We start from the raw sequence: 20,746 nt of genomic DNA on the forward strand, positions 1-20,746 counted from the left end.
CGTTCGGTGAGCGACTACCCTTCGCTAGGCCGGCCCGTCGCGGTGCGAGTACGCGGCTATCTGTAACCGCGTGTGCAACGCCAGCTTCTCCATGACGTTGCGAACGTGGCTCTTGACCGTATGTGCCGCGATGTTGAGCCGTTTGGCGATGTCCTTATTGCTGAGTCCTTCGCCAATCAGCGCGATCACCTCGCGCTCACGGCGGGTCATTCGGACGTCTTCGAGCACCTGTTCACGGCCGCGCTCGCCAGCGAGTTTCGCGATTTGTGAAAAGAGCGTTTCCGTCATTCGGGGCGGCAACACTTTCTCGCCAGCGGCCACCGAGCGAATCGTCTCGACGAATTCATCGAACGTGGCGTCTTTGAGAACGAAACCGGAGACGCCCACGTTCACGAACTCGGCGATTTCTTCGTTCACGGGAACCAGATCCATCACGATGATCTTGGCGTCAGGAACGTCTCGTCGAAGCGCTGCCGCCACGCGCAGGCTGTCCTGATCGCGAAGGCCGACGTCGAGCAGGAGAACGTTCGGATGCTCGGTGGCGAGAAAGGCCGGGTCGGCGACCTCCGATGCGACGACCCGAACGTCCGGAAGCCCATTGAGCATCGACGTGAGCGCCTCGCGAACCAGTCGATTGTCATCGACGATCGCGACCGTAATGATTTCGCCCGAAGGCGTCAGGCTAGCGCTGTGCGGATTATCAGTCACCACGGAAGGTACCGGCAAGCGGGGCGCCAGCAATGCCATGCCGCCAATCCTTTCGGGACCGAGAGGCTCGCGATCCAACGGAGTACGAGCGCCTAACACCGTTGTGCGATTGCGCCGTCCGAACGCTCGGCCTATCTACCGCACCTACGCCGGAGCCTCATGAAGCGAAGCGAGAACACGATTCCGATCACGATTCTCGTCTGTGACGATGATGCCGGCGCTCGCGATGCCACCCGGCAGACGATGGCCAATGCACGTCTCTCCAATGTCGTGCGGTACGTCGACGACGATGAGCAGTTGCTCGACTATCTGTATCAACGACGCGCCTACGCTGGCGAGACAGGAAAAGCACCCCGGCCGGGGCTGATTCTGTTGGACCTCAACGTCCCCGCGACGGAGCCACGAACCGCGGTGAAAATCGAAGACGTCGACGACACGCTTCGCGACATTCCCGTCGTGTTTCTGTCTTCATCGTCGCGGAATGGCGATGCCGTGTCGCGGTGTGGACTCGGACGCTCCGCCTCGATGACCAAGCCCGTGACGCTGCCAGGACTCTTGACTGCACTGCATTCCCTGGAACGCCACTGGGTCGAGATCGTCGAACTCATCCGGTTGCGTTAACGCTACTTCAGATAGTTCCAAAGGCCGACAAGGCCGAGCACACCGCCGCCCACTGCGATCGCAGTGCCGCCATTGCCGCCAACGATTGCGCCAACGAGGATTGCGGCGCCGCCGACAATCATCATTGCGGGGTTGCGCGAACCTTCCGATGACATGAGCGCGCGTGTTGGAACCATCTCCGTCGTGCGTGCGGGTGTATCGGCGGTGAAGTTCAAGCGAGCAGGCGCAACGAGTAACGCCCTTTCACTAACGAGCCCTGGAGCATTCAATCGCTCAACCGTGTCGATGCGAACGTCGCGTCGCGACGCACTGTCCGACAGGGGCTGTTGCGCGGAGAGCGGAGCGGTGATGGCGACAAGAGCGAGGACGGTCGTGATAGTCCATTTGCGTAACATCTGAATCCCTCCGGGATTCGAGAAAGCTTCGGGCGAGTCTCATGAGTAACGCAGCTGGGCGGCCATCACCATCGCACAGTTGGCGTACTCACTTAGCGTGCGGCGAGGCCGCCTGCTTTCCCGGAGGTTCGTATGGTGACGAACGCCGACTGCGATTCCACCCAGCCGGCGATTCCGCGCGCCTTGACGCGCCGCCACGTGCCGCGCGATTCACCGAGCTGCACGCGCGAGTTCGGTCCGAGCGATGCGACGATGCGTGAACCCTTGCTCGCGTCGGAGCGGACGACGACCCAATTTCGCGCCACAGAGTTGACCCACCGTGAGGTCACTCGTGCCTTCGGCGGAACAGGCGCTGGCGATTTCGCGGATGGTTTCGCAAGCGTGCTCGTCGTCGCGACCGTACGAGGCGCCGCCTGTGGAACGACCGGCGCGATCGGATCGGGCGCGGCGACGGGCGGCGGATCCGGAAAACGAAGACTATCCTGATCGATGCTCCCCGAACTAGCGATCGTCACTCGTGATGTCGCTGTGTCACCCGGTGCGATCGCGGTGAGTGTCGGGGCGGTGTCCACTTTCTGCGGCGCGGAATCCGACTTGTACACCGTGGTGACGTGTGCGTCGTCCCGCCTCGGCCGAGAGTCGCGCATGAGGAACGCAACGATGGCGAGCACAGCGAGCGCTCCCGCACCGACATATCCCCAGACGCGCGGCACGTTCGGAGGCGGCTCTGGTTTGGTGCCACACCAGCGACACGATCCGAGTGTTTCTGGATAATACGAGTCGCAACTCGAGCAGTAGGAGAGCGGAAGCAGCTGTCCGAAGCCGTCTCGCATCTCGAACAGGTGACTGCACTTGGGGCACTGAGACGCGGCCGTGAGCGCCTTGGTGCCGCAGACATCGCATCGCACAGAGCGCATTCGAACCGCCTCGTTGAGGGTGCGTTCCCCAACTACATCGCACTCGGAGATCGAGCGCGGTGCAGCAACCTATTGGTTGGACAGCATCACCTTCGAAAACGTCCGATAGTACCGTCGGATGTCGGAGATGTGCCCCTGGGTGCAATCGAGTTGCGCGAGCCGCCAGAACCGTGCCTCGTCGCTCGAAGCCGATTGCGAGGCTACGCGCTGCCGTTGAGCTGGGCGTACTACCCTTTCTGGCTTCGATGACTTTGTGAACGGCAGAAACGGGATTGCCGAATTTCACGGAGAGAGCGGATGAATGCGCCCGAGTCGTTTCGCCCCGCCTACCTGAACCTTGCCAGGAGCGCTACCGTTGGATCCATGACCTCGCCCCGTCGCGCGAAGCCGTCAGAAGACGGACCCGAGCAGCGCGTACTCCGCGCCTTCAAGGACTTTCGCGCCGTCGTTCTCCGCGATTCCATGCGGCAGACGATCAAGTTCCTCCACAGCCGCAACCTATCCCTCGCCGCTATCGCGACGGTGATGGCGCTGCGCGAGCGCGGCGATCAAACGATCTCCAATCTCGCACGCGAAATCGGCCTCAGCGTTGCCGCGACGAGCCAGCTCATCGAACGCCTCGTCCAGGATGAACTCGTGCGTCGAACTGAACATCCCGGTGACCGGCGGCGAAAGCAGGTCGCGCTCACTGCAAAGGGCAACGCTTTCCTGGCGAAGATGGACGGCTCGCACTTTGCCGCCGCGGCGAACGTGCTGGGCCGCGTACCGGCAGCATCGCTCAAGCGCCTCGAGGCGGCGCTCGTCGAGGTCATCGAGTCATTGTCTCCAGAACCGTAACGTCCCGGCGACGGCCGGGTCTGGTCGCCGAGCGGGCTGATATATTGCTTCCAAGGACCAAACTATCGTGCGTATCGAACTAATCTCTGATCTGGTCGCCTGAGTGTTCATTTCTGATTTTGCGATCGAAAAACCGATCATCACCGTCGTCACCATGATCGCGCTCGTCGTGTTCGGTCTCGCTTCACTGGCGCGGCTCGACACGGACGAGTTTCCCGACATCGACCAACCGATCGTCTTCATCGGCATCGCCTATCCCGGCGCCGCGCCCGACGTCGTCGAACGCGAAGTGGTCGGACGCATCGAGGACAAGCTGTCCGGCATCAGCGGCGTCGAAAAGCTGAACTCGACGTCGACCGACGGTTTTGCGCAGATCATCATCCAGTTCTCGTTCTCCAAGGACGTGAACCAGGCCACGCAGGATGTGCGCGACGCGATATCTGCGGTGCGCGCGCAACTCCCGGCGGAAATGCTCGAGCCGATCATTCAGCGCTTCGATCCGAATTCGCTGCCGATCGTCTCGCTCGCGCTCACGTCGAGTGTGCTCTCGTCACCGCAACTCACACAGCTCGCCGATCAAACTATCGGCGGCGAACTGCGATCGATCGCCGGCGTGGCGCAGGTCAACATCGCCGGCGGCGACAGCGCGCAGCTCAACGTCGAAGTACGGCCGACCGCCCTGGCGGCGTCTGGCATCGGAATAGACCAGGTGGTGAACGCGCTCCGCGCGCAGAACCTTGCGGCGCCCGTTGGCGAAGTGACCACGCCACTCGAGCAGCGCTCGATTCGCTTGCAGGGACGCTTTGACCGACCGGAAGACTTCGCCGGGCTCGTCATCGCGCAGCGAAACGGTCAGCTCATCACACTTGGCCAGGTGGCGACGGTGACAGCCGGCGCGGCCGAACCGAAGTCGGCGGCGCGGTTCAACGGAACGCAGGCGATCGGCCTCGACATCGTCAAAGCGCGCGAATACGCCACGACCGCGGTGAGCGACGCGGTGAAGAAGCGCATCGCCGAGCTCGAAAAGACGCTGCCGCCTGGAACGCGAATCGAGATGGTGCGCGACGCCGGTGTCCGTGTGCGAAACTCGGTGCGCAACGTCGAAGAGACACTGATTGAGGGCGCGCTGCTCACGGTGCTCGTCGTCTTTCTCTTCCTGAACTCGTGGCGTTCGACGGTCATTACGGGCCTGGCACTGCCCGTCTCCGTGCTGACGTCGTTCGTTCCGCTGCTCCTCTTCGGCTTCACGCTCAACGTGATGTCGCTCATGGGTCTCTCGCTCGCGATCGGTATTCTGATCGACGACGCGATTGTCGTCCGCGAGAACATCGTGCGTCACGTGGAGATGGGCGCCGACCACATGCGTGCCGCTCACGACGGCACTGACGAGATCGGTCTGGCCGTCACCGCCACGACCTTCTCGATCGTCGCCGTGTTCGTGCCGGTTGGCTTCATGCCAGGCATCGCTGGACAGTTCTTCAAACCGTTCGCCATTACGATCGCCGCGGCCGTTCTCGTTTCGCTCTTCGTGTCGTTCTCGCTCGACCCCATGCTCTCGGCCTACTGGCCCGATCCGCAGCTCGAGGCGCACGAACGTCGCAACCCGATTGGCCGAGCACTCGAGCGATTCAACAAGTGGTTCGACTCGCAGGCGGATCGATACAAGAACCTCATCGCGTGGGCACTCGATCACCGAGTGCTCATGGTCAGCATCGCCGCCGTCTCGTTCTTTGCGGCGATCGGGCTGCAGGTGAAGTTCGGCGGCTTTGGATTCGCACCGTTGAGCGACAACAGCGAATTGAACATCAACGTCGAAACACCGCCCGGATCCAGCCTCGAATACACGACGCTCAAGGCGGAGGAAGTCGCATCGATCGCGCGACGACACCGTGAAGTTTCGTACGTCTACACGACAGTCGGCAGCAGCTCGGGGTCAGGTGCCGTGGACAATGCGACGATCTACGTGCGCATGATTCCGAAGCATCAGCGATCGATCAGCCAGGACAACTTCGGCCAACTTCTTCGCAAAGAGCTGGCACAGGTCGGCGGCGCGACCGCGTACACTTACGCTGCGGGCGGTTTTGCCGGAAATCAGAAGGCGCTGCAACTCCAGTTGAAAGGCCCTGACGCGAACGTGCTGGCGAGACTCGCCGAGCCGATCGCCGATTCTGTGCGCGCAACGCCGGGCGCGGTGGACGTTGGACTCTCGACGCGCGGCCAGAAGCCGGAGCTCAACGTCGAAGTAAATCGTGGATTGGCCGGTCAGTTGAATGTGAGCCTGGCGCAGCTCGCGCAGTCACTTCGCTACGCGTTCGCTGGCGTCGACGCAGGCACATGGGTCGATCCCGGCGGCGTCTCGCGATACGTCCATGTGCGGCTCGCTGCTGCGGCGCGCGAAAATGCCTCGGACCTCGGGCAGCTGCCGGTGGTGCTCGCGCCAACAGTTGGCGGCGGTGCACCGACGTTCGTGCCGCTCAGTCAGGTTGCGACGATCACGCAGGGGTATGGCCCCGCGCAGATCGATCACTTTCAGCGTCAGCGTGTCGTCACGATTGGTGCGAATGTACTGGGTGCATCCGTGGGCAATGTCGCTCGCGACGTGATGTCGCGCGTCAACGCGGTTCGGCTGCCGCCCGGGTACAGCATTGATCAGGGGGGACAGATCGAAAGTCAGAATCAAGTCTTCACCGCGATGGTTCTCGCGCTGGGCATTGCCGTCATGTTGATGTACCTCATTCTCGTGATTCAGTTCGGATCGTTCCTCGATCCGCTGGCGATTCTGGTCTCGTTGCCTCTGTCGCTGATCGGCGTCGTCGGTGCGTTGCTCATCACGCGCGACACGCTGAACATCATGAGCTTGATTGGCGTGATGATGCTCATGGGAATCGTCGCGAAGAACGCGATTCTTCTCATCGATTTCGCCAAGTGGGCGCGTGAAGATCGTGGCGCGACGCGTCGCGACGCGCTGATCGAAGCGGGGCGTACGCGTCTTCGCCCAATCCTCATGACGACTCTCGCGCTCATTGCCGGCATGATCCCCGTTGCGCTCGGCTACGGCGAAGGCGCCGACTTCCGCGCGCCGCTCGGACGCGCGGTCATCGGCGGAGTGATCGCGTCGACGGTACTCACGCTGCTCGTGATCCCCACCGTCTACGAGATCTTCGACGAATGGCGTGAGTGGCTGTTCAGCAAGTTTGGAGCGAAGAAGCCTGCGCACGGAGTGACCGCCGCCCAGCCTGCACGGTTGGGCGGACATGCAGATAAATAGACGCACTTCAGTTCTGGCCGCGGCGGCGATGACGCTCCTCGCCGCGTGCGGCTCCGATTCCTCGCTCGGGCCAATCATCGATCCCGTAGGTGGCCCGGCGGCGTTGGTGACGGTCGTGTTTCCATCGCGACCGGCCGACACACTTCATGTGATCGTGACAGATTCTGCCACGATTGCTCAGGCAGAAGCATTCGTCAGGACGGGCACGGGCCCGAAGTTGATCACTGGCAAGATCGTACGAGGCCAGGGCCTCGATGCGAAGTACCCGTTCCACTACGTGCCCGAAACGGTGCGGATCGCCGATTTCGCCATCGAGCTTTGTGATGGGGCTCCGATGCGCACCGCCAAGGACGTCGATGACTTCTTTCTCTGGGGAACCGGGAGCGTTGCTTCGACCCAGGCGACATGGTGTCCCTGGGAGAGTAAACCGATCGGCGTCACACGCTTAGCGACTCTTTAACGCTTCGCGGCCTCGCACCGCGCGTCAAAGCTCTACACTGTTAAGAACGTCCTCAGTGTGGAGCTTTCATGCGTTTGGAGAACAAGGTTGCCCTCATCACCGGCGCGTCGAGTGGAATCGGCGCAGGTGTCGCGGCTCGATTCGCCGCGGAGGGTGCTCACGTCATCGTGAACTATCGGCCCGGGAGTCCGAAAGACTGCGCGGCAGCAGAAGAAGCTGTTGCCGGTTTCGGAGGTCGGTCCATCGCGGCAGAAGCGGACGTGTCGAAGCGCGATCAGGTCGGGGCGATGATCGAACGCATCGTGCGCGAGTTTGGTCGCATCGACGTCTGCATCAACAACGCGGGCATCGAGATCAAGCACGACTTCCTCGATACCACCGATGACGAATGGAATCGCGTGCTTGGTGTGAACTTGTACGGTTCATTCGTCGTGAGTCAGCTCGCGGCGCGCGCGATGGTGAAGCAAGGTGGCGGCGGGCGTCTCATTTATATGTCGTCGGTGCACGAGGACATCCCGTTCCCCGGCTTCACTTCGTACTGCGCGAGCAAAGGTGCGATTCGCATGATGATGCGCAACGTGGCCATGGAGCTTGCACCGCACGGAATCACGGTCAACAACATCGCGCCGGGTGCGATCGCGACGCCGATCAACCAATCGGTGCTCGATGATCCGGTCGCTTACAAGAACGCGGTGAGCGAGATTCCGCTCGGTCGATTCGGCAAGCCAGCGGATGTCGCCGCGGTTGCCGTCTTTCTCGCGAGCGACGAGGCGGGGTACGTCACGGGCAGCACGTACTACGTCGATGGCGGGCTGACCCAACAGGTGACGATGTATTGAGCACCGACGTCCGAGCAACCGAAGAACAGAAGCGGCTCGACGACTGCCACGCGGGAGTCGCCCGATGGCGTCTGTGGGGATCCTATCTCGCCGAGCGTGCGTGGGGCACCGTGCGCGAGGACTACAGTGCCGACGGCGATGCTTGGCGCTACTTCCCGCACGATCAAGCACGTAGTCGCGCATATCGCTGGAACGAAGATGGGCTGCTCGGCATCTCCGATGAGAGCCAGCGATTGTGCTTTGCGCTCGCGCTGTGGAACGGCGCCGACGCGATGCTCAAGGAGCGCGCGTTCGGCCTGACAGGCCACGAAGGCAATCACGGCGAAGACGCGAAGGACTACTGGTTCTACGTCGACAACGTGCCGTCGCACGCGTATATGCGAGCGCTATACAAATATCCACAGCGCGCATTTCCGTACGATCAGCTCGTCACCGAGAACGGCCGGCGCGGCAAGGACGATCCGGAGTTCGAGCTGCTCGACACCGGTGTATTCGACGACAATCGCTACTTCGACGTGTCGGTTGAATATGCAAAGCAGTCACCGACCGACATTCTGGTCCGAATCGCCATCGCGAACCGCGGACCCGACGACGCGCAGATCGACGTGCTGCCAACGCTCTGGTTCCGGAACACGTGGAGCTGGGGGCAGCACGCGTACCGCCCCTCGTTGTCAGCATTGCTAACGCACGACGGATCGGCGCAGATCCTTGCCGAGCACGAGACGCTGGGCCGATATCATCTCACCTGCGAGGGTGCACCCGAACTCCTCTTCACCGAGAACGAGACCAACGCCGAGCGTCTGTTCGAATCGCCGAATCACACGCCGTATGTGAAGGATGCCTTTCACGAATACGTCATCGCGGGTCGCGCGGATGCCGTCAATCCGGAGCGCGAAGGGACGAAGGCTACGGCGCGATATCGGCTGTCGGTGCCCGCTGGTGGAGAGCGGGTGATTCGCCTTCGTCTATCGTCGGAAGTGAATGGCGCTGAGGCGTTCGGTCCGTCGTTCGATCCGTTGTTCGCGACACGCGCCGCCGAAGCGGATGTGTTCTACCGGCCGCTGGCAGACGACGAAGTCTCGGACGACGAGCGATTGGTACAGCGTCAGGCGTTCGCGGGTTTGCTGTGGAGCAAACAGTTCTACAATTACGACGTGCATCAGTGGTTGTCCGGCGATCCGGATGGACCCGCGCCGCCGCTCGAGCGGTGGGGCGGACGAAATCACTCGTGGTTGCACCTGAACAATCACGATGTCATCTCGATGCCGGATACATGGGAGTATCCGTGGTACGCGGCGTGGGATCTGGCGTTTCACACTATTCCGCTGGCGATGATCGATCCCGATTTCGCCAAGCGGCAGCTCGTACTGCTGCTGCGCGAATGGTACATGCATCCGAATGGCCAGCTACCAGCATACGAGTGGGCGTTCGGCGACGTGAACCCACCGGTGCACGCGTGGGCGGCCATGCGCGTGTATCAGATCGAGCGCAAGGCAACCGGCATTGGCGACGTGAAGTTTCTCGAGCGAGTATTTCACAAACTGCTCATCAACTTCACCTGGTGGGTCAATCGTAAGGACGCAGAAGGGAGAAACGTCTTTCAGGGCGGCTTTCTCGGCCTGGACAACATCGGTGTGTTCAATCGCAGTGAGCCGCTGCCCGATGGGGCGCGACTCGACCAGAGCGATGGCACGAGCTGGATGGCGACGTTCTGCCTGAACATGCTCGCGATTGCTCTCGAGTTGGCGCGTGAAGACGAAGCGTACGAGGACGTCGCAACGAAATTCCTCGAGCACTTCTTTCACATCGCTCATGCGATGAACGATCGTGCGGCGGCGCTGGGAGATCCGGGCGTCGACCTCTGGGACAATGACGACGAGTTTTACTACGATCTGATCAGCTTCCCCAGCGGCGATCGTACGTACATTCGCGTGCGCTCGCTGGTTGGACTGATTCCGCTGCTCGCTGTGGAAACCATCGATCCCGAGTTGTTGGCGAAACTTCCCGGGTTTCATGCGCGGCTCGATTGGTTCCTCCACAACAGAACCGACCTCGTTGGCGATGCCGCGTCGGTGGTACGAATGGGCGAAGCCGATCGGCGACTATTCGCGATCGTCAGCGCGCCCCGCCTGCGTGCGATTCTCAAACGGATGCTCGACGAAAACGAGTTTCTGTCGCCGTATGGTCTGCGGTCGCTATCGCGCTGGCATGCGGAGCATCCGTTCCGTCTATGCGTGAATGGCCATGAGCTCGGTGAGGCGGACTACGAGCCTGCCGAATCGCGCAGCGGCTTGTTTGGCGGCAACTCGAACTGGCGCGGACCGGTGTGGATGCCGCTCAACTATCTCATCATCGAGGCGCTGCAGAAGTTCGATTGGTACTACGGGCCAACATTCACCGTGGAGTATCCAGCCGGATCGGGCAAGATGCTGACACTCTGGGAAGTGTCGGTGGAACTCTCGCGTCGACTGATTCGACTGTTCATCCTGCATGACGGACGCCGCACGGTGTTGGGGTCGTCGGAGCGGCTGCAGCAAGATCCGCATTGGCGAAATCTCGTTCCGTTCCATGAGTACTTTCACGCGGACACGGGCGCGGGGCTCGGCGCGTCGCATCAAACGGGATGGACGTCGCTTGTGGCAAAGCTCATTCAGCAGAGTGGCGTGCCGTCCGTCAGATAGGGCAAGTGATGCAGCGCTGGCATTCCTCCAGGCCGGACTATGATCTAGAGGAACCAGCGCGGCACCTTCGCTCGGTATGCAGTCCACGCCTCACCGTGCGTTCTGGCGAGCCATGGCTCCTCGCCGAAGATCACTCGAACGTGAAACGCGGCAACGACCAAGACCGCGTAGACCCAGAGCGTTTGCGAGTTGTAGAACAACGCCCAACCGCCAAGAATCGTCGCGACGGCCACGTACATGGGGTTGCGTGTGAAACGATAGAGGCCAGTCGTCACGAGGCGCTGCGGCGGCGCCCATGGTGCCAAACTGCCCTTTCCGACGACGTAGAAGTCTCGAACGCACCAAAGGAGCAGAGCGCTTCCAACCGCGAGGGCCGCCAATCCCACGGGATGCGTCGGCACGCCGCGCGGCCGAAGTAGCCACGGGAAGAGAAAGCCAACGGTTCCCGGTAGTGCGAGGAACGCGGCGAGTGCCTGCCAGAATCGAACGCCGCCCGCCGTCACCGCGGCCGTGCGGTGCCTGCGCCAGCCTGTCGCTCGAGCGCTTTCAGTTTTCTCCTCGTCGCTGTGTCGACAGGGGTCTTGGTTCGAATTGCAACGTCGATCGCTTTCTGAAACTGCCGGCGCGCCTCGGCGCGATTGCCAGCGGCGAGAAGCGCGTCGCCGAGGCTGTCGTAGGTATTCGCCGACTCAGGGTAGTTCGCGACATTTTGCGCGAGGATCCACGCGGCAACCTTCGGCGCCTTCAGTTCGGTTAGCGCCGCCAGCCCGACCGTGTTCACGAATGGTTCTGGCAACACCTCGGGAAGCTGCAGCGATCGCGCCGCACGCGCATACGCTTGCTGTGTTACCACGAACGCATTCGTGATCGACGCCGAATCTCCTTTGCGAATGCTCAGGACCGGTGCGCGCGTGAGCGAGATCGGCTCGAAGATGAATCGCACACCATCCACCAGGCTCGGAGCGGGCGTGAGCCCGTGGTCGTCGTCGGGATACCGTAGACGCGCGAATCCGAGATTCGCCGGTTTGATCTGATCGAGGCGCGACGCAAACCGAGTCGTCGACGCGTCGATGTCCGTTTCGATGCCGCCACTCGTCGCTACCAACCGCAACGGCGTTTTGACTGCCGCGATCGAGTCGGCATACGCCACGGCCGCGTTGCCGTCATTCCACCAGAGCGACGGGCTCATCGCAATGATTCCGGCGAATGCCGACGCTCGAGTGGCGGCGACGTGGAGCGCGAAGATACCGCCGAACGAGTGCCCCGCGAGAATCGTCGTCGGTAAGGTGCGATACTTCGTGCGAACGAACGGCAGCATCTCGTCAACGATAAACTGTGTCATCGCCTCTGCGCCGCCCGCGGTGCGATAGTTCCGTGCCGACGCGCCGGTCGCGCGCGGGGTCAAATCGCGCGTCCGATTCACGTTGGGAACACCGACGACGATGATCGGAGGAATCACGCCTCGGCTGGCGAGGAACTCGATGTTCGCGACGGCGGCGGCGAGTTGAAACTCATCGTCCGCGTCGAGCAGTATGAGGACGGGGTAGCGTCTGGAACTCGCGGCGTAGTCGTGCGGAGGCACGACATATATCGATCGAGCCTGATGAAGCTTTGTCGATTGGACGACATAGCGTATCGTTGGCCCGCGCGCAGACTCCTGGGCCTGACCGCGATTCCCGAACAGGGCCGCGACCGCGATGAGTGGTGACAAGCGCATAGATTGAACATAGTATGACAACTTTCGGTCGAGGTGACCAGCGTGTCCGCTCGCGATCCACGTCGTGTCCTCGGGTACCGCGGCTACGGCACGCGATGGCGCGCGCTTACGCTCGGGCGCGTCCTCGAGTCGCACAGCGTCGTGCCGGGCGAGCTGCACCACGGCGGCTGGCGAAACCTCGTCAACAGCGTTCGTCGCCTGAATAGCGATCCGCTGCCGCACGCGCGGCTGATTGCGTCCATCGGGGAGTCGACGCACGAGATCCGCGCCGACGACGAGGGCTTCATCCACGAATGGTTGAAGCTGCCGACCGCGCTCGCGGAAGATCAATGGCACGAAGTCGAGCTCGTGCTCGACATTCCGGATCGTGATACAGCGCCGCGTGCGACGTCGCGAGTGCTCGTCCCATCGCCACACGCCTCGTTTGGGGTGATCAGCGATATGGACGACACGGTGCTTCAATCCGACGCCACGACTCTCGTGCGTGCCGCGAAGCTCATGCTGCTCGAGAACGCGCGCACTCGGCTACCGTTTCCCGGTGTTGCCGCGTTCTATCGCGCGCTGCATGCTGGCGTCGCGAATGTTGTGAAGAATCCAATCTTCTACGTATCGAGCAGTCCGTGGAATCTCCACGACGTCATCGCCGACTTTCTCGACGCACGAGAGATTCCCGCCGGGCCAATGATGCTCCGCGATTGGGATCTTTCCTCGGCGCTGGCGGGGCACTCGGGGCACAAGTCGCTACTCATTCGCGAGATTCTCGACGCGTATCCGTGGATGCGCTTCATTCTCGTTGGCGACAGCGGCCAGGAAGATCCGGAGATCTATTCGACGCTCGTCAGCGAATATCCCGGACGGATCCTCGCAGTGTACATCCGCGACGTCACACGCAAAGCAGCGCGCTCAGCGGCGATCTCGGCGCTTGCTGAGCAGATGGCCGGGTTGCAATGCTCGCTCGTTCTGGCGAGCGACACGCTCACCGTCGCGCGTCACGCCGCCGAGCATGGGTGGATCGATCCGGCTCGCCTCGCGGAGATTGGCGGCGAGGCGAGTAGCTAGCGGACCGACGTCGCTCCACCAAGCTCGCGGCGAATCACCGGCGCGACCTTGGTTCCGAATAGCTCGATGGCGTGCATGATCCTGTCGTGCGGCATTGCGCCGAGTGCCATCTGGGCGAGGAAGCGATCATGCTTGAACAGCCCGTGCTCGAACATGATTTTGTCGATCACTTGCTGCGGGCTGCCAACGAGTAGCGCGCCACGGGCCGAGATTGACCCATCGAACTGACGTCGCGTCGTTGGAGGCCAACCGCGCTCGCGACCAATGCGGGTCATGACTTCCGCATACGACGGAAAGAACTCGTTCGCCGCCTGCGCCGAGTCGTCGGCAACGTACGCGTGCGAGTTGATGCTGACGCGGAGCTTCGATGCGTCATGTCCGGCGCGGGCGCCCGCCTCGCGATAGACGTCGATGAGCGGCGCGAATTGCTCGGGCGCACCACCGATGATCGCGAGCGCCAACGGCAGCCCGAGCGTTCCTGCGCGCACGACGGACTCCGGACTTCCACCAACCGCGATCCACACGGGAATCGGCTGCTGAACCGGCCGCGGATACACGCCGAGATTGTCGATACGCGCGCGATGGCCGCCAGGCCAACTCACTCGCTCGTTCTCGCGAAGCTTGAGTAGAAGCTCGAGCTTCTCGGAGAAAAGCGCGTCATAGTCGTTGAGGTCGTAGCCGAAGAGCGGAAACGACTCGATGAACGACCCCCGTCCCGCCATGATCTCCGCGCGGCCGTTCGACAGCAGGTCGACCGTTGAGAATTCTTGAAAGACCCGGACAGGGTCGTCAGAACTCAGAACGCTGACGGCGCTCGTCAGCCGGATTTGCTTGGTCCGAACCGCTGCTGCGGCGAGAAGAACCGCTGGCGCGGAGGCAGCGTAGTCGGGGCGATGGTGCTCACCGACTCCGAAGACATCGAGCCCGACCTGATCGGCGAGCTCGATCTCTTCCATGAGATTCTTGATGCGTTCAACCGGTGCGAGCGGCTGCCCGACGGTGGTGTTGGGCGCGACGTCGGCGAAGGTATAGAGTCCGAGTTCCATCGCGAAAAGCTAAGCGTGCGGCTTAGTCCCCTTGTCCAGCTCTTCGATCGTCGCGTTCGACGGCTTGCGCGTCTGCTTTAGCTTCGTCGAAACCTGCTCCGCCTGCTTGAGGATCCGCAGCACGTTGCCGTTCGCCAGCTTTGCGAGGTCGGCGTCGGTCCAGCCGCGGCGCGCCAACTCGGCAAAGATCGCCGGGAAGGTCGATACGTCTTCGAGACCGGTGACTGTCTCGGTGATGCCATCGAGATCGCTACCGATGCCGACATGATCTACACCGGCAATCTTGCGGACGTGCTCAATGTGGTCGGCAACCTGTGCGACCGTTGCGCCGGGTCGCGCATGCGCCTTACGCCAAGCCGCGACTTCATTCTTCACGGCGACGCTGTCGGTCGGATGCTTCTTCTTCGACGCGGCGGTCGCAGCTTCGAGCGCCTTGTCATCGGCGAACACCGCTGGCGAAACAAAGCTGGTGACGAACGGCACCATCACCACGCCCCCGTTCTTTGGCAGGCGCGCGAGAATGGAGTCGGGAACGTTGCGCGCATGATCGACCAGCGCGCGCGAACCAGAGTGCGAGAAGATCACCGGGGCTTCCGTGGCGTCGAGCGCGGAGCTCATCGTCCCCGGCGACACGTGCGACAGATCGACGAGCATGCCGAGCCGGTTCATTTCGCGGACGACTTCACGTCCGAACGGCGTGAGACCGTTGTGCTTCGGCGCATCGAGCGCAGCGTCGGCCCAGTCGAGCGTCACGTTGTGCGTGAGCGTCATATATCGCGCGCCGAGGTCGTAGTACTGACGAAGGAGCGGGAGCGAATTCTCGATCGCGTGGCCGCCTTCGAGTCCAAGCAGAGATCCGACGGTTCCGGTCTTGAAGTTCGCGCGGACCGCATCAGCGGTGAGCGTCCACTTGAACTCAGGGTACTTGTCGATGACGCGGCGCGCGATGTCGAACTGCTCGATCTGCACGCGCGAGTAGCCAGGTGTGCTCGCGACTGCACCCTTGGACTTGTAGGTATTGTCGCCCGGCTCGCCGGGGATGTAGATGGACCAGAACTGTGCGCCGAGGTGTCCTGCTTTAATGCGCGCGAGATCTGTCATCCCCGGTGTGCGCTTGCGAAGGTCATACGCTTCTACGTCGTGCGGGTGCACGGTGTCCTCGCGAATTCGCCATGGGAGGTCGTTGTGACCATCCATGACAGGATTGGCCGTGAGGACCTTGATGGCCCGCTGCATGTACTGATCGTTTTTCTGAGCGGGTGCTGCCTGAGCGGCGGCTGACGCAGCAGCGCGGACGGTCATGAGCGAGAGGGCGAAAGCGGCGAAAGCGATTGGCGCGCGCATAGGATCCAAAGCCGGGGAAGGGAAAGGTGCCCGAGGCGGTACCGGCCTCAAACATACGATAAAAACCGCCCAGACGCGGCTAGGAGCCGCCGACCTCACTAACTTTCGTTTATGACCGCCCGACGTCGTCCCATCGCCTCGATGTTCGCGGCGCTTCTCGTTTGGTTGACCGCGGTGAGCGCCGTTCAGGTGGCTCATCCGGACGAGATGCGCCTCGTTGGCATTGAAGCGGACGGGTCCGCGAGCCTGGTCATCGCCGCTGCCAGCGCGGTGGTGTCGACGCCGCGCATTCCAACGCGCCCGTCGACCATTCCGCAGCCGGATCTGCCGCTCGCCGAGCCGCAGCCGTCGCTGCTTCCGGCAACGCCGGACCGTCGCGAATCGCCCTTACTGCTTGCGCATGTTCGTCGCGCGCATGGGCTCGCGTCGACCTACGACGCCGTCGCGCCGCCTCGCGCCGCGTAACCAACCCGCCCTGACAACCTCGACGTTTTCGCCGCACCGGTAATTCGGCGCGCGATTGACGTCGTCCATCCACAATCTCTACACACAATGCACGACGTCGCTGACGTCGCGCTGGAGCCTACTCATGTCCGAACAAAAAAACACACCCGTCGCGTCCGCTCAGAACGACATTCCTCGCATGGAGCCCTGGTTGGCCATTACGCTCTTGTCGTTCGTGCCGGCACTGGGTCTCTTCATTCTCCCGACAGCGGCAATGATTCCGCTCTATGTGGTGATGGGCGCGCTGATGGTGACGGGGCTCGGGATGTATTTGAAGACCGAGTTCACACGAAAGCCGTAAACCGACGATGACGACCGCATGACTGAACCGATCAGCTCAGCAGTCATCCTCGCTGCGTTCGGCCTGTTGTTGACGGTCGCGGTGACGTTCAGTCGCGCTTCGGCGCGGCTGGGCGTTCCCCTCGCACTTGGGTTTCTCGCGATCGGCGTCCTCGCCGGCACGGAAGGGATCGGCAACATCCCTTTCGAGGACTATCACCTCACCTATCGACTGGGAACGGCCGCACTCGTTCTCATTCTGTTCGACGGTGGTCTCAACACTCCGATTGCTGCAGCGCGCGAAGCGATCGGACCCGCGGCGCTCCTGGCAACGCTCGGCGTTGCGCTCACGGCGATACTCACCGCGTTTGCCGCGCATCTGTTTGGAATGGAATGGCGTCTTGCACTCTTACTCGGCGCCATCGTCGCTTCGACCGACGCAGCCGCTGTGTTCTCTGTACTCGCATCGAGCGGAACGCACCTCAAGCGCCGCGTCGCGCACCTGCTCGAGCTCGAATCTGGTTTGAACGATCCGATGGCCGTCATTCTCACGACGGCGCTCGCGGCGAACCTGCTACGGCCGGGATCGGAGAGCTTCTGGACGATCCTTGGTCAGGTCGCGATCGAGATGACGATCGGCGCTTTGTGCGGCTGGGCGATTGGCCGTCTCGCGCGTTGGCGCGTTTCCAAGTTGCGACTGCCGGCGCCGGGACTCTATCCCGCGTTCACGCTCGGCATCGCGTGTCTAGCGTACGGCATTCCGACGCTCATTCACGGCAGCGGCTTTCTCTCCGTGTACATCGCTGCGGTCATGCTAGGCAACGGCGAACTCCCATACGCGACCGGCGTGCGCCGCGTGCACGACGCGCTCGGCTGGCTGAGTCAGGTCGTGATGTTCCTGGTGCTCGGATTGCTCGTGTCGCCGTCGCATCTCGTTCCCGTCTTCGGGATCGGACTCGCCGTGGCGCTGGTGCTCGTGCTCGTGGCGCGACCGCTCGTCGTCGCTATCTGTCTCGCGCCGTTTCGCTATCCGGCGCATGAGACACTGTATGTCGGGTGGGTTGGACTTCGCGGTGCAGTGCCGATCGTCCTCGCCACAATCCCGGTGATGATTGGCGCGCCAGGTTCGCGCGTGCTGTTCGACATCGTGTTTTTCATCGTCGTTGTCGGCTCGATTCTACCGGGCGCGACTGTACCGTGGGTGACACGCAAGTTGCGACTGCAGTCGACGGCGGCCGCCGCGCCGCCCACGATCGTTGCGATGGAAGGGCCGAAGGAGGAGAAGCAACTTCGATCGTTCTTCATCGAAGCGGAGCTCGCGGTCGCCGGCGCACGCGTGGGAGATCTGCCGTTGCCCGTAGGAGCCGCGATCACGATGATCGACCACTCGGGAACAATGTCCGCGGCTTTAGAGTCGAACGTCGTGCGGCCGGGAGACTACGTTTACGTGCTCTATGCGCGGGAGGATGCGGCGGAAATCGAGCTATTGTTCGGTCCGCCAACCGCGTAGCCCGGCGCGACAACGAGTGGTCCGCCGAGGTAATTTGGGAACGTAACGTGCTCAAGCGCTGCACATCGTGAAGACAATTCTCGTGACGGGTGGGGCGGGGTTCATCGGGTCGACGGTCGTACGCATGCTCGTTCAGGAAACCGAGCATCGCGTAGTGACCGTCGACAAGCTCACGTACGCCGGGAACATCGAGTCGCTCGCGGACGTGCGAGACAATCCGCGACATCGATTCGTGCACGCCGATATCGCCGACGCGGTTGCGATGCGCGCTGTGATCGACGAAGAACGGCCCGACGGCATCATTCATCTCGCGGCTGAATCGCACGTCGATCGCTCGATCGACGCGCCCGCCGCGTTCATCGAGACGAATATCGTCGGCACGTACACGCTGCTGCAGGAAAGTCTGCGGTATTTCCGCAGTCTCTCGCGCGATCGCGCGTCGATCTTCCGCTTCGTCCACGTGTCCACCGACGAAGTGTTTGGATCGCTCGGTCCAACTGGCGTGTTCGTGGAGGACACTCCATACGCGCCGCGCTCTCCGTATGCAGCGAGCAAGGCGTCGGCGGATCATCTCGTCCGCGCGTGGTTCCACACGTACGGACTTCCGACGATTACGACCAACTGCTCGAACAACTACGGGCCGTATCAGTTTCCGGAAAAACTGATTCCGCTCGCGATTCAGCGCGCGCTGCACGGACATCCGGTTCCCGTGTACGGCCGCGGAGACAATGTGCGCGACTGGTTGTTCGTCGACGACCACGCGCGAGCGCTCATTGCCGCCTATCACACCGGCGTTCCCGGCGAGACCTATAACATTGGCGGGCGAGGCGAGCGACGAAACCTGGAAATCGTCGAGTCGGTGTGCTTACTCCTCGACGAGCTCGCGCCGCACCCCGGTGTGGCCGATCGTCGTTCGTTGATCACGTTCGTAGCTGATCGTCCGGGACACGATCTTCGGTACGCGATCGACATGAGTAAAATCGAACGCGACATCGGTTGGCGCGCGCGTGAATCGGTCGACACCGGGCTGCGCAAGACGGTCGCCTGGTATCTCGAGAATCAGACGTGGTGCGCGCGCGTACAGGCAGGCACGTATCGCGGCGAACGCTTGGGTCTGCGGGCGGAGACATGAGTCGCAAGGGGATCATCCTGGCCGGCGGTGCCGGCACGCGATTGCACCCGCTCACGCTTGTCGTGAGCAAGCAATTGCTGCCCGTGTACGACAAGCCGATGATCTACTATCCGCTCGTCACGCTGATGTTGGCGGGAATCCGAGAGCTGCTCGTTATCTCCACGCCGACGGATCTACCGCGCTTCCGTGAACTGCTCGGCGACGGGTCGCAATGGGGCGTCTGCTTCTCGTACGCAGAGCAGGCGGTTCCCAATGGTTTGGCCCAGGCGCTCGTCATTGGTCGCGATTTCATCGGTGGCGCGCCGTCAGCCCTCATCCTCGGCGACAATATCTTCTACGCTGCCGGACTCGGCGATCAGCTCGCGGCTGCCGGTTGCCGCGAGAGTGGTGCGACGATCTTTGCGCATCACGTGCGAGACCCGGAGCGCTATGGCATCGTCGAGCTCGATCGCAACGGACGCGCCCTGAGTATCGAAGAGAAGCCGCGTGTGCCGCGGTCGAGCTACGCGGTCACGGGTCTGTACTTCTACGACCGCGATGCGTGCGATATTGCCGCGCGTCTCGAGCCGTCGAAGCGTGGCGAATATGAGATTACTGATGTCAACGCCGAGTATCTGCGTCGCGGGTCGCTGACGGTAGAGGTGCTCGGGCGCGGCGCGGCCTGGCTGGACATGGGCACGCACGAGTCGTTGCATGCGGCGTCGAGCTTCATCCAGACCATCGAAACTCGGCAGGGACTCAAGGTCGCCGCACCAGAGGAGGTTGCTTGGCGAATGGGATGGATTTCTGACGATGCCTTCCAGCAGCTGGCGAGTCGCTTTGCTGGGAATGCGTACGGTCAGTCGTTGCTCGAAAATCTCAAGGAGCCGAGGAGCTCGTGAAGGTCACTCCAGCCGAGATCGAGGGCGTCCTGTTCGTCGAGCCGAAAGTATTCGCCGACGCGCGTGGTGCGTTCAGCGAAACCTTTCGCGCCGACCGGTACGGGTCGTTTGGGAATTTCGTACAGGACAATCTGTCACTCAGCATGCGAGGCGTGCTGCGCGGGTTGCACCTTCAGCATCCGAATGGTCAGGGGAAGTTGGTGTTCGCCTTGCGCGGTGAAATCTTCGACGTCGCTGTCGACGTGAGGGTCGGTTCGCCGACCTTCGGCAAAGCTGTGGCGACGGTGTTATCGGCGGAGAACCATCGGCAGGTCTTCATTCCGCCTGGCTTTGCACACGGCTTCCTCGTCACGTCGGACGAAGCGCTCGTGGCGTACAAGTGCACGGACTACTACGCGCCGGAACGCGAACAAGCCGTTCGGTGGAATGATCCTGCGCTCGGAATTCCGTGGCCGAACGGTTCCCCGGTTTTATCTGAGCGTGATGCCGCTGCGCCGCTGTTGTCTGAGATAGCGCCGCGCAAACTACCCGCATATCGCTAGCGCACC

20 protein-coding genes are annotated in these 20,746 nt (G+C 62.3%); 13 read left to right on the forward strand and 7 right to left on the reverse strand.

Features of this window, described 5'->3' with window-relative positions:
• Nucleotides 1-24 precede the first annotated feature (24 nt).
• Nucleotides 25-708, reverse strand: coding sequence for a LuxR C-terminal-related transcriptional regulator (locus AC6H4Z_RS06180; protein WP_497545868.1), 684 nt, complete (start codon nt 706-708; stop codon nt 25-27).
• Between the two features lie 159 nt (nt 709-867).
• Between AC6H4Z_RS06180 and AC6H4Z_RS06185 the strand changes: the two genes are divergently transcribed.
• Nucleotides 868-1,329 (forward strand): response regulator, encoded by a 462-nt coding sequence (locus AC6H4Z_RS06185; protein ID WP_497545869.1) that lies wholly within the window; start codon nt 868-870, stop codon nt 1,327-1,329.
• 2 nt (nt 1,330-1,331) lie between these two features.
• Here the strand turns inward: AC6H4Z_RS06185 and AC6H4Z_RS06190 are convergent, their stop codons facing one another.
• Together AC6H4Z_RS06190 and AC6H4Z_RS06195 are read right to left on the reverse strand one after the other, a co-directional pair.
• Nucleotides 1,332-1,724, reverse strand: a complete 393-nt coding sequence (locus AC6H4Z_RS06190; RefSeq protein ID WP_497545870.1) for a hypothetical protein — start codon at nt 1,722-1,724, stop codon at nt 1,332-1,334.
• Nucleotides 1,725-1,816: 92 nt separating this feature from the next.
• On the reverse strand, nt 1,817-2,641 hold the full coding sequence (locus AC6H4Z_RS06195) for an SH3 domain-containing protein (RefSeq protein ID WP_497545871.1): 825 nt from the start codon (nt 2,639-2,641) through the stop codon (nt 1,817-1,819).
• Between the two features lie 363 nt (nt 2,642-3,004).
• Between AC6H4Z_RS06195 and AC6H4Z_RS06200 the strand changes: the two genes are divergently transcribed.
• The 5 genes from AC6H4Z_RS06200 (at nt 3,005) to AC6H4Z_RS06220 (ending at nt 10,726) form a co-directional block, all read left to right on the forward strand.
• Entirely contained in the window at nt 3,005-3,478 is a 474-nt protein-coding gene (locus AC6H4Z_RS06200) for a MarR family winged helix-turn-helix transcriptional regulator (protein ID WP_497545872.1), read from the forward strand.
• Between the two features lie 103 nt (nt 3,479-3,581).
• Nucleotides 3,582-6,746: an efflux RND transporter permease subunit gene (locus tag AC6H4Z_RS06205; RefSeq protein ID WP_497545873.1), complete on the forward strand. Its 3,165-nt coding sequence runs from the start codon at nt 3,582-3,584 to the stop codon at nt 6,744-6,746.
• Nucleotides 6,733-7,206 (forward strand): BP74-related protein, encoded by a 474-nt coding sequence (locus tag AC6H4Z_RS06210; protein WP_497545874.1) that lies wholly within the window; start codon nt 6,733-6,735, stop codon nt 7,204-7,206. Before AC6H4Z_RS06205 ends, AC6H4Z_RS06210 begins: the two co-directional genes overlap by 14 nt.
• A 68-nt stretch (nt 7,207-7,274) precedes the next feature.
• Nucleotides 7,275-8,045 (forward strand): SDR family NAD(P)-dependent oxidoreductase, encoded by a 771-nt coding sequence (locus tag AC6H4Z_RS06215; RefSeq protein ID WP_497545875.1) that lies wholly within the window; start codon nt 7,275-7,277, stop codon nt 8,043-8,045.
• Nucleotides 8,042-10,726 carry an MGH1-like glycoside hydrolase domain-containing protein gene (locus AC6H4Z_RS06220; RefSeq protein WP_497545876.1) on the forward strand — a complete coding sequence of 895 codons (2,685 nt, stop codon included), beginning with the start codon at nt 8,042-8,044 and terminating at the stop codon, nt 10,724-10,726. The genes AC6H4Z_RS06215 and AC6H4Z_RS06220 overlap by 4 nt, the downstream gene beginning before the upstream one ends.
• A gap of 44 nt (nt 10,727-10,770) precedes the next feature.
• On the opposite strand, the gene AC6H4Z_RS06225 is transcribed toward AC6H4Z_RS06220, so the two are convergent.
• Together AC6H4Z_RS06225 and AC6H4Z_RS06230 are read right to left on the reverse strand one after the other, a co-directional pair.
• Nucleotides 10,771-11,229 (reverse strand): methyltransferase family protein, encoded by a 459-nt coding sequence (locus tag AC6H4Z_RS06225; protein ID WP_497545877.1) that lies wholly within the window; start codon nt 11,227-11,229, stop codon nt 10,771-10,773.
• Nucleotides 11,226-12,443, reverse strand: coding sequence for an alpha/beta hydrolase (locus AC6H4Z_RS06230; RefSeq protein WP_497545878.1), 1,218 nt, complete (start codon nt 12,441-12,443; stop codon nt 11,226-11,228). The genes AC6H4Z_RS06225 and AC6H4Z_RS06230 overlap by 4 nt, the downstream gene beginning before the upstream one ends.
• A gap of 42 nt (nt 12,444-12,485) precedes the next feature.
• Between AC6H4Z_RS06230 and AC6H4Z_RS06235 the strand changes: the two genes are divergently transcribed.
• On the forward strand, nt 12,486-13,502 hold the full coding sequence (locus AC6H4Z_RS06235) for an App1 family protein phosphatidate phosphatase (RefSeq protein ID WP_497545879.1): 1,017 nt from the start codon (nt 12,486-12,488) through the stop codon (nt 13,500-13,502).
• Here AC6H4Z_RS06235 and AC6H4Z_RS06240 read toward each other — a convergent pair.
• Together AC6H4Z_RS06240 and AC6H4Z_RS06245 are read right to left on the reverse strand one after the other, a co-directional pair.
• Nucleotides 13,499-14,548, reverse strand: coding sequence for an LLM class flavin-dependent oxidoreductase (locus AC6H4Z_RS06240; RefSeq protein ID WP_497545880.1), 1,050 nt, complete (start codon nt 14,546-14,548; stop codon nt 13,499-13,501). The two genes, AC6H4Z_RS06235 and AC6H4Z_RS06240, sit on opposite strands and share 4 nt — an antisense overlap.
• Before the next feature lie 9 nt (nt 14,549-14,557).
• Nucleotides 14,558-15,850, reverse strand: coding sequence for a dipeptidase (locus tag AC6H4Z_RS06245; protein WP_497545881.1), 1,293 nt, complete (start codon nt 15,848-15,850; stop codon nt 14,558-14,560).
• 153 nt (nt 15,851-16,003) lie between these two features.
• Between AC6H4Z_RS06245 and AC6H4Z_RS06250 the strand changes: the two genes are divergently transcribed.
• From AC6H4Z_RS06250 to rfbC, 6 genes are all read left to right on the forward strand, one after another.
• Complete coding sequence (locus AC6H4Z_RS06250; protein ID WP_497545882.1) at nt 16,004-16,357, forward strand: hypothetical protein; 354 nt, start codon at nt 16,004-16,006, stop codon at nt 16,355-16,357.
• A 124-nt stretch (nt 16,358-16,481) separates the two neighbouring features.
• Nucleotides 16,482-16,697: a hypothetical protein gene (locus AC6H4Z_RS06255; protein WP_497545883.1), complete on the forward strand. Its 216-nt coding sequence runs from the start codon at nt 16,482-16,484 to the stop codon at nt 16,695-16,697.
• 18 nt (nt 16,698-16,715) lie between these two features.
• Nucleotides 16,716-18,185 (forward strand): potassium/proton antiporter, encoded by a 1,470-nt coding sequence (locus tag AC6H4Z_RS06260; RefSeq protein WP_497545884.1) that lies wholly within the window; start codon nt 16,716-16,718, stop codon nt 18,183-18,185.
• Nucleotides 18,186-18,249: 64 nt separating this feature from the next.
• Nucleotides 18,250-19,317: a dTDP-glucose 4,6-dehydratase gene (gene rfbB / locus AC6H4Z_RS06265; protein WP_497547022.1), complete on the forward strand. Its 1,068-nt coding sequence runs from the start codon at nt 18,250-18,252 to the stop codon at nt 19,315-19,317.
• Nucleotides 19,314-20,198, forward strand: coding sequence for a glucose-1-phosphate thymidylyltransferase RfbA (gene rfbA / locus AC6H4Z_RS06270; RefSeq protein WP_497545885.1), 885 nt, complete (start codon nt 19,314-19,316; stop codon nt 20,196-20,198). The genes rfbB and rfbA overlap by 4 nt, the downstream gene beginning before the upstream one ends.
• Nucleotides 20,195-20,740: a dTDP-4-dehydrorhamnose 3,5-epimerase gene (gene rfbC, locus AC6H4Z_RS06275; RefSeq protein ID WP_497545886.1), complete on the forward strand. Its 546-nt coding sequence runs from the start codon at nt 20,195-20,197 to the stop codon at nt 20,738-20,740. Before rfbA ends, rfbC begins: the two co-directional genes overlap by 4 nt.
• The last annotated feature ends 6 nt before the right edge of the window (nt 20,741-20,746 follow it).

The sequence above is a fragment of the Leucogemmata humicola genome, assembly GCF_055379415.1.

What these genes read in the sequence shown, in the direction of transcription:
- AC6H4Z_RS06185 (WP_497545869.1), top strand. Translation starts at nt 868, where the DNA reads ATGAAGCGAAGCGAGAACACGATTCCGATCACGATTCTCGTCTGTGAC.
- AC6H4Z_RS06255 (WP_497545883.1), top strand. Translation starts at nt 16,482, where the DNA reads ATGTCCGAACAAAAAAACACACCCGTCGCGTCCGCTCAGAACGACATT.
- AC6H4Z_RS06210 (WP_497545874.1), top strand. Translation starts at nt 6,733, where the DNA reads ATGCAGATAAATAGACGCACTTCAGTTCTGGCCGCGGCGGCGATGACG.
- AC6H4Z_RS06200 (WP_497545872.1), top strand. Translation starts at nt 3,005, where the DNA reads ATGACCTCGCCCCGTCGCGCGAAGCCGTCAGAAGACGGACCCGAGCAG.
- AC6H4Z_RS06215 (WP_497545875.1), top strand. Translation starts at nt 7,275, where the DNA reads ATGCGTTTGGAGAACAAGGTTGCCCTCATCACCGGCGCGTCGAGTGGA.
- rfbA (WP_497545885.1), top strand. Translation starts at nt 19,314, where the DNA reads ATGAGTCGCAAGGGGATCATCCTGGCCGGCGGTGCCGGCACGCGATTG.
- AC6H4Z_RS06260 (WP_497545884.1), top strand. Translation starts at nt 16,716, where the DNA reads ATGACTGAACCGATCAGCTCAGCAGTCATCCTCGCTGCGTTCGGCCTG.
- AC6H4Z_RS06195 (WP_497545871.1), bottom strand. Translation starts at nt 2,641, where the DNA reads ATGCGCTCTGTGCGATGCGATGTCTGCGGCACCAAGGCGCTCACGGCC.
- AC6H4Z_RS06240 (WP_497545880.1), bottom strand. Translation starts at nt 14,548, where the DNA reads ATGGAACTCGGACTCTATACCTTCGCCGACGTCGCGCCCAACACCACC.
- AC6H4Z_RS06230 (WP_497545878.1), bottom strand. Translation starts at nt 12,443, where the DNA reads ATGCGCTTGTCACCACTCATCGCGGTCGCGGCCCTGTTCGGGAATCGC.
- AC6H4Z_RS06245 (WP_497545881.1), bottom strand. Translation starts at nt 15,850, where the DNA reads ATGACCGTCCGCGCTGCTGCGTCAGCCGCCGCTCAGGCAGCACCCGCT.
- AC6H4Z_RS06250 (WP_497545882.1), top strand. Translation starts at nt 16,004, where the DNA reads ATGACCGCCCGACGTCGTCCCATCGCCTCGATGTTCGCGGCGCTTCTC.
- AC6H4Z_RS06190 (WP_497545870.1), bottom strand. Translation starts at nt 1,724, where the DNA reads ATGTTACGCAAATGGACTATCACGACCGTCCTCGCTCTTGTCGCCATC.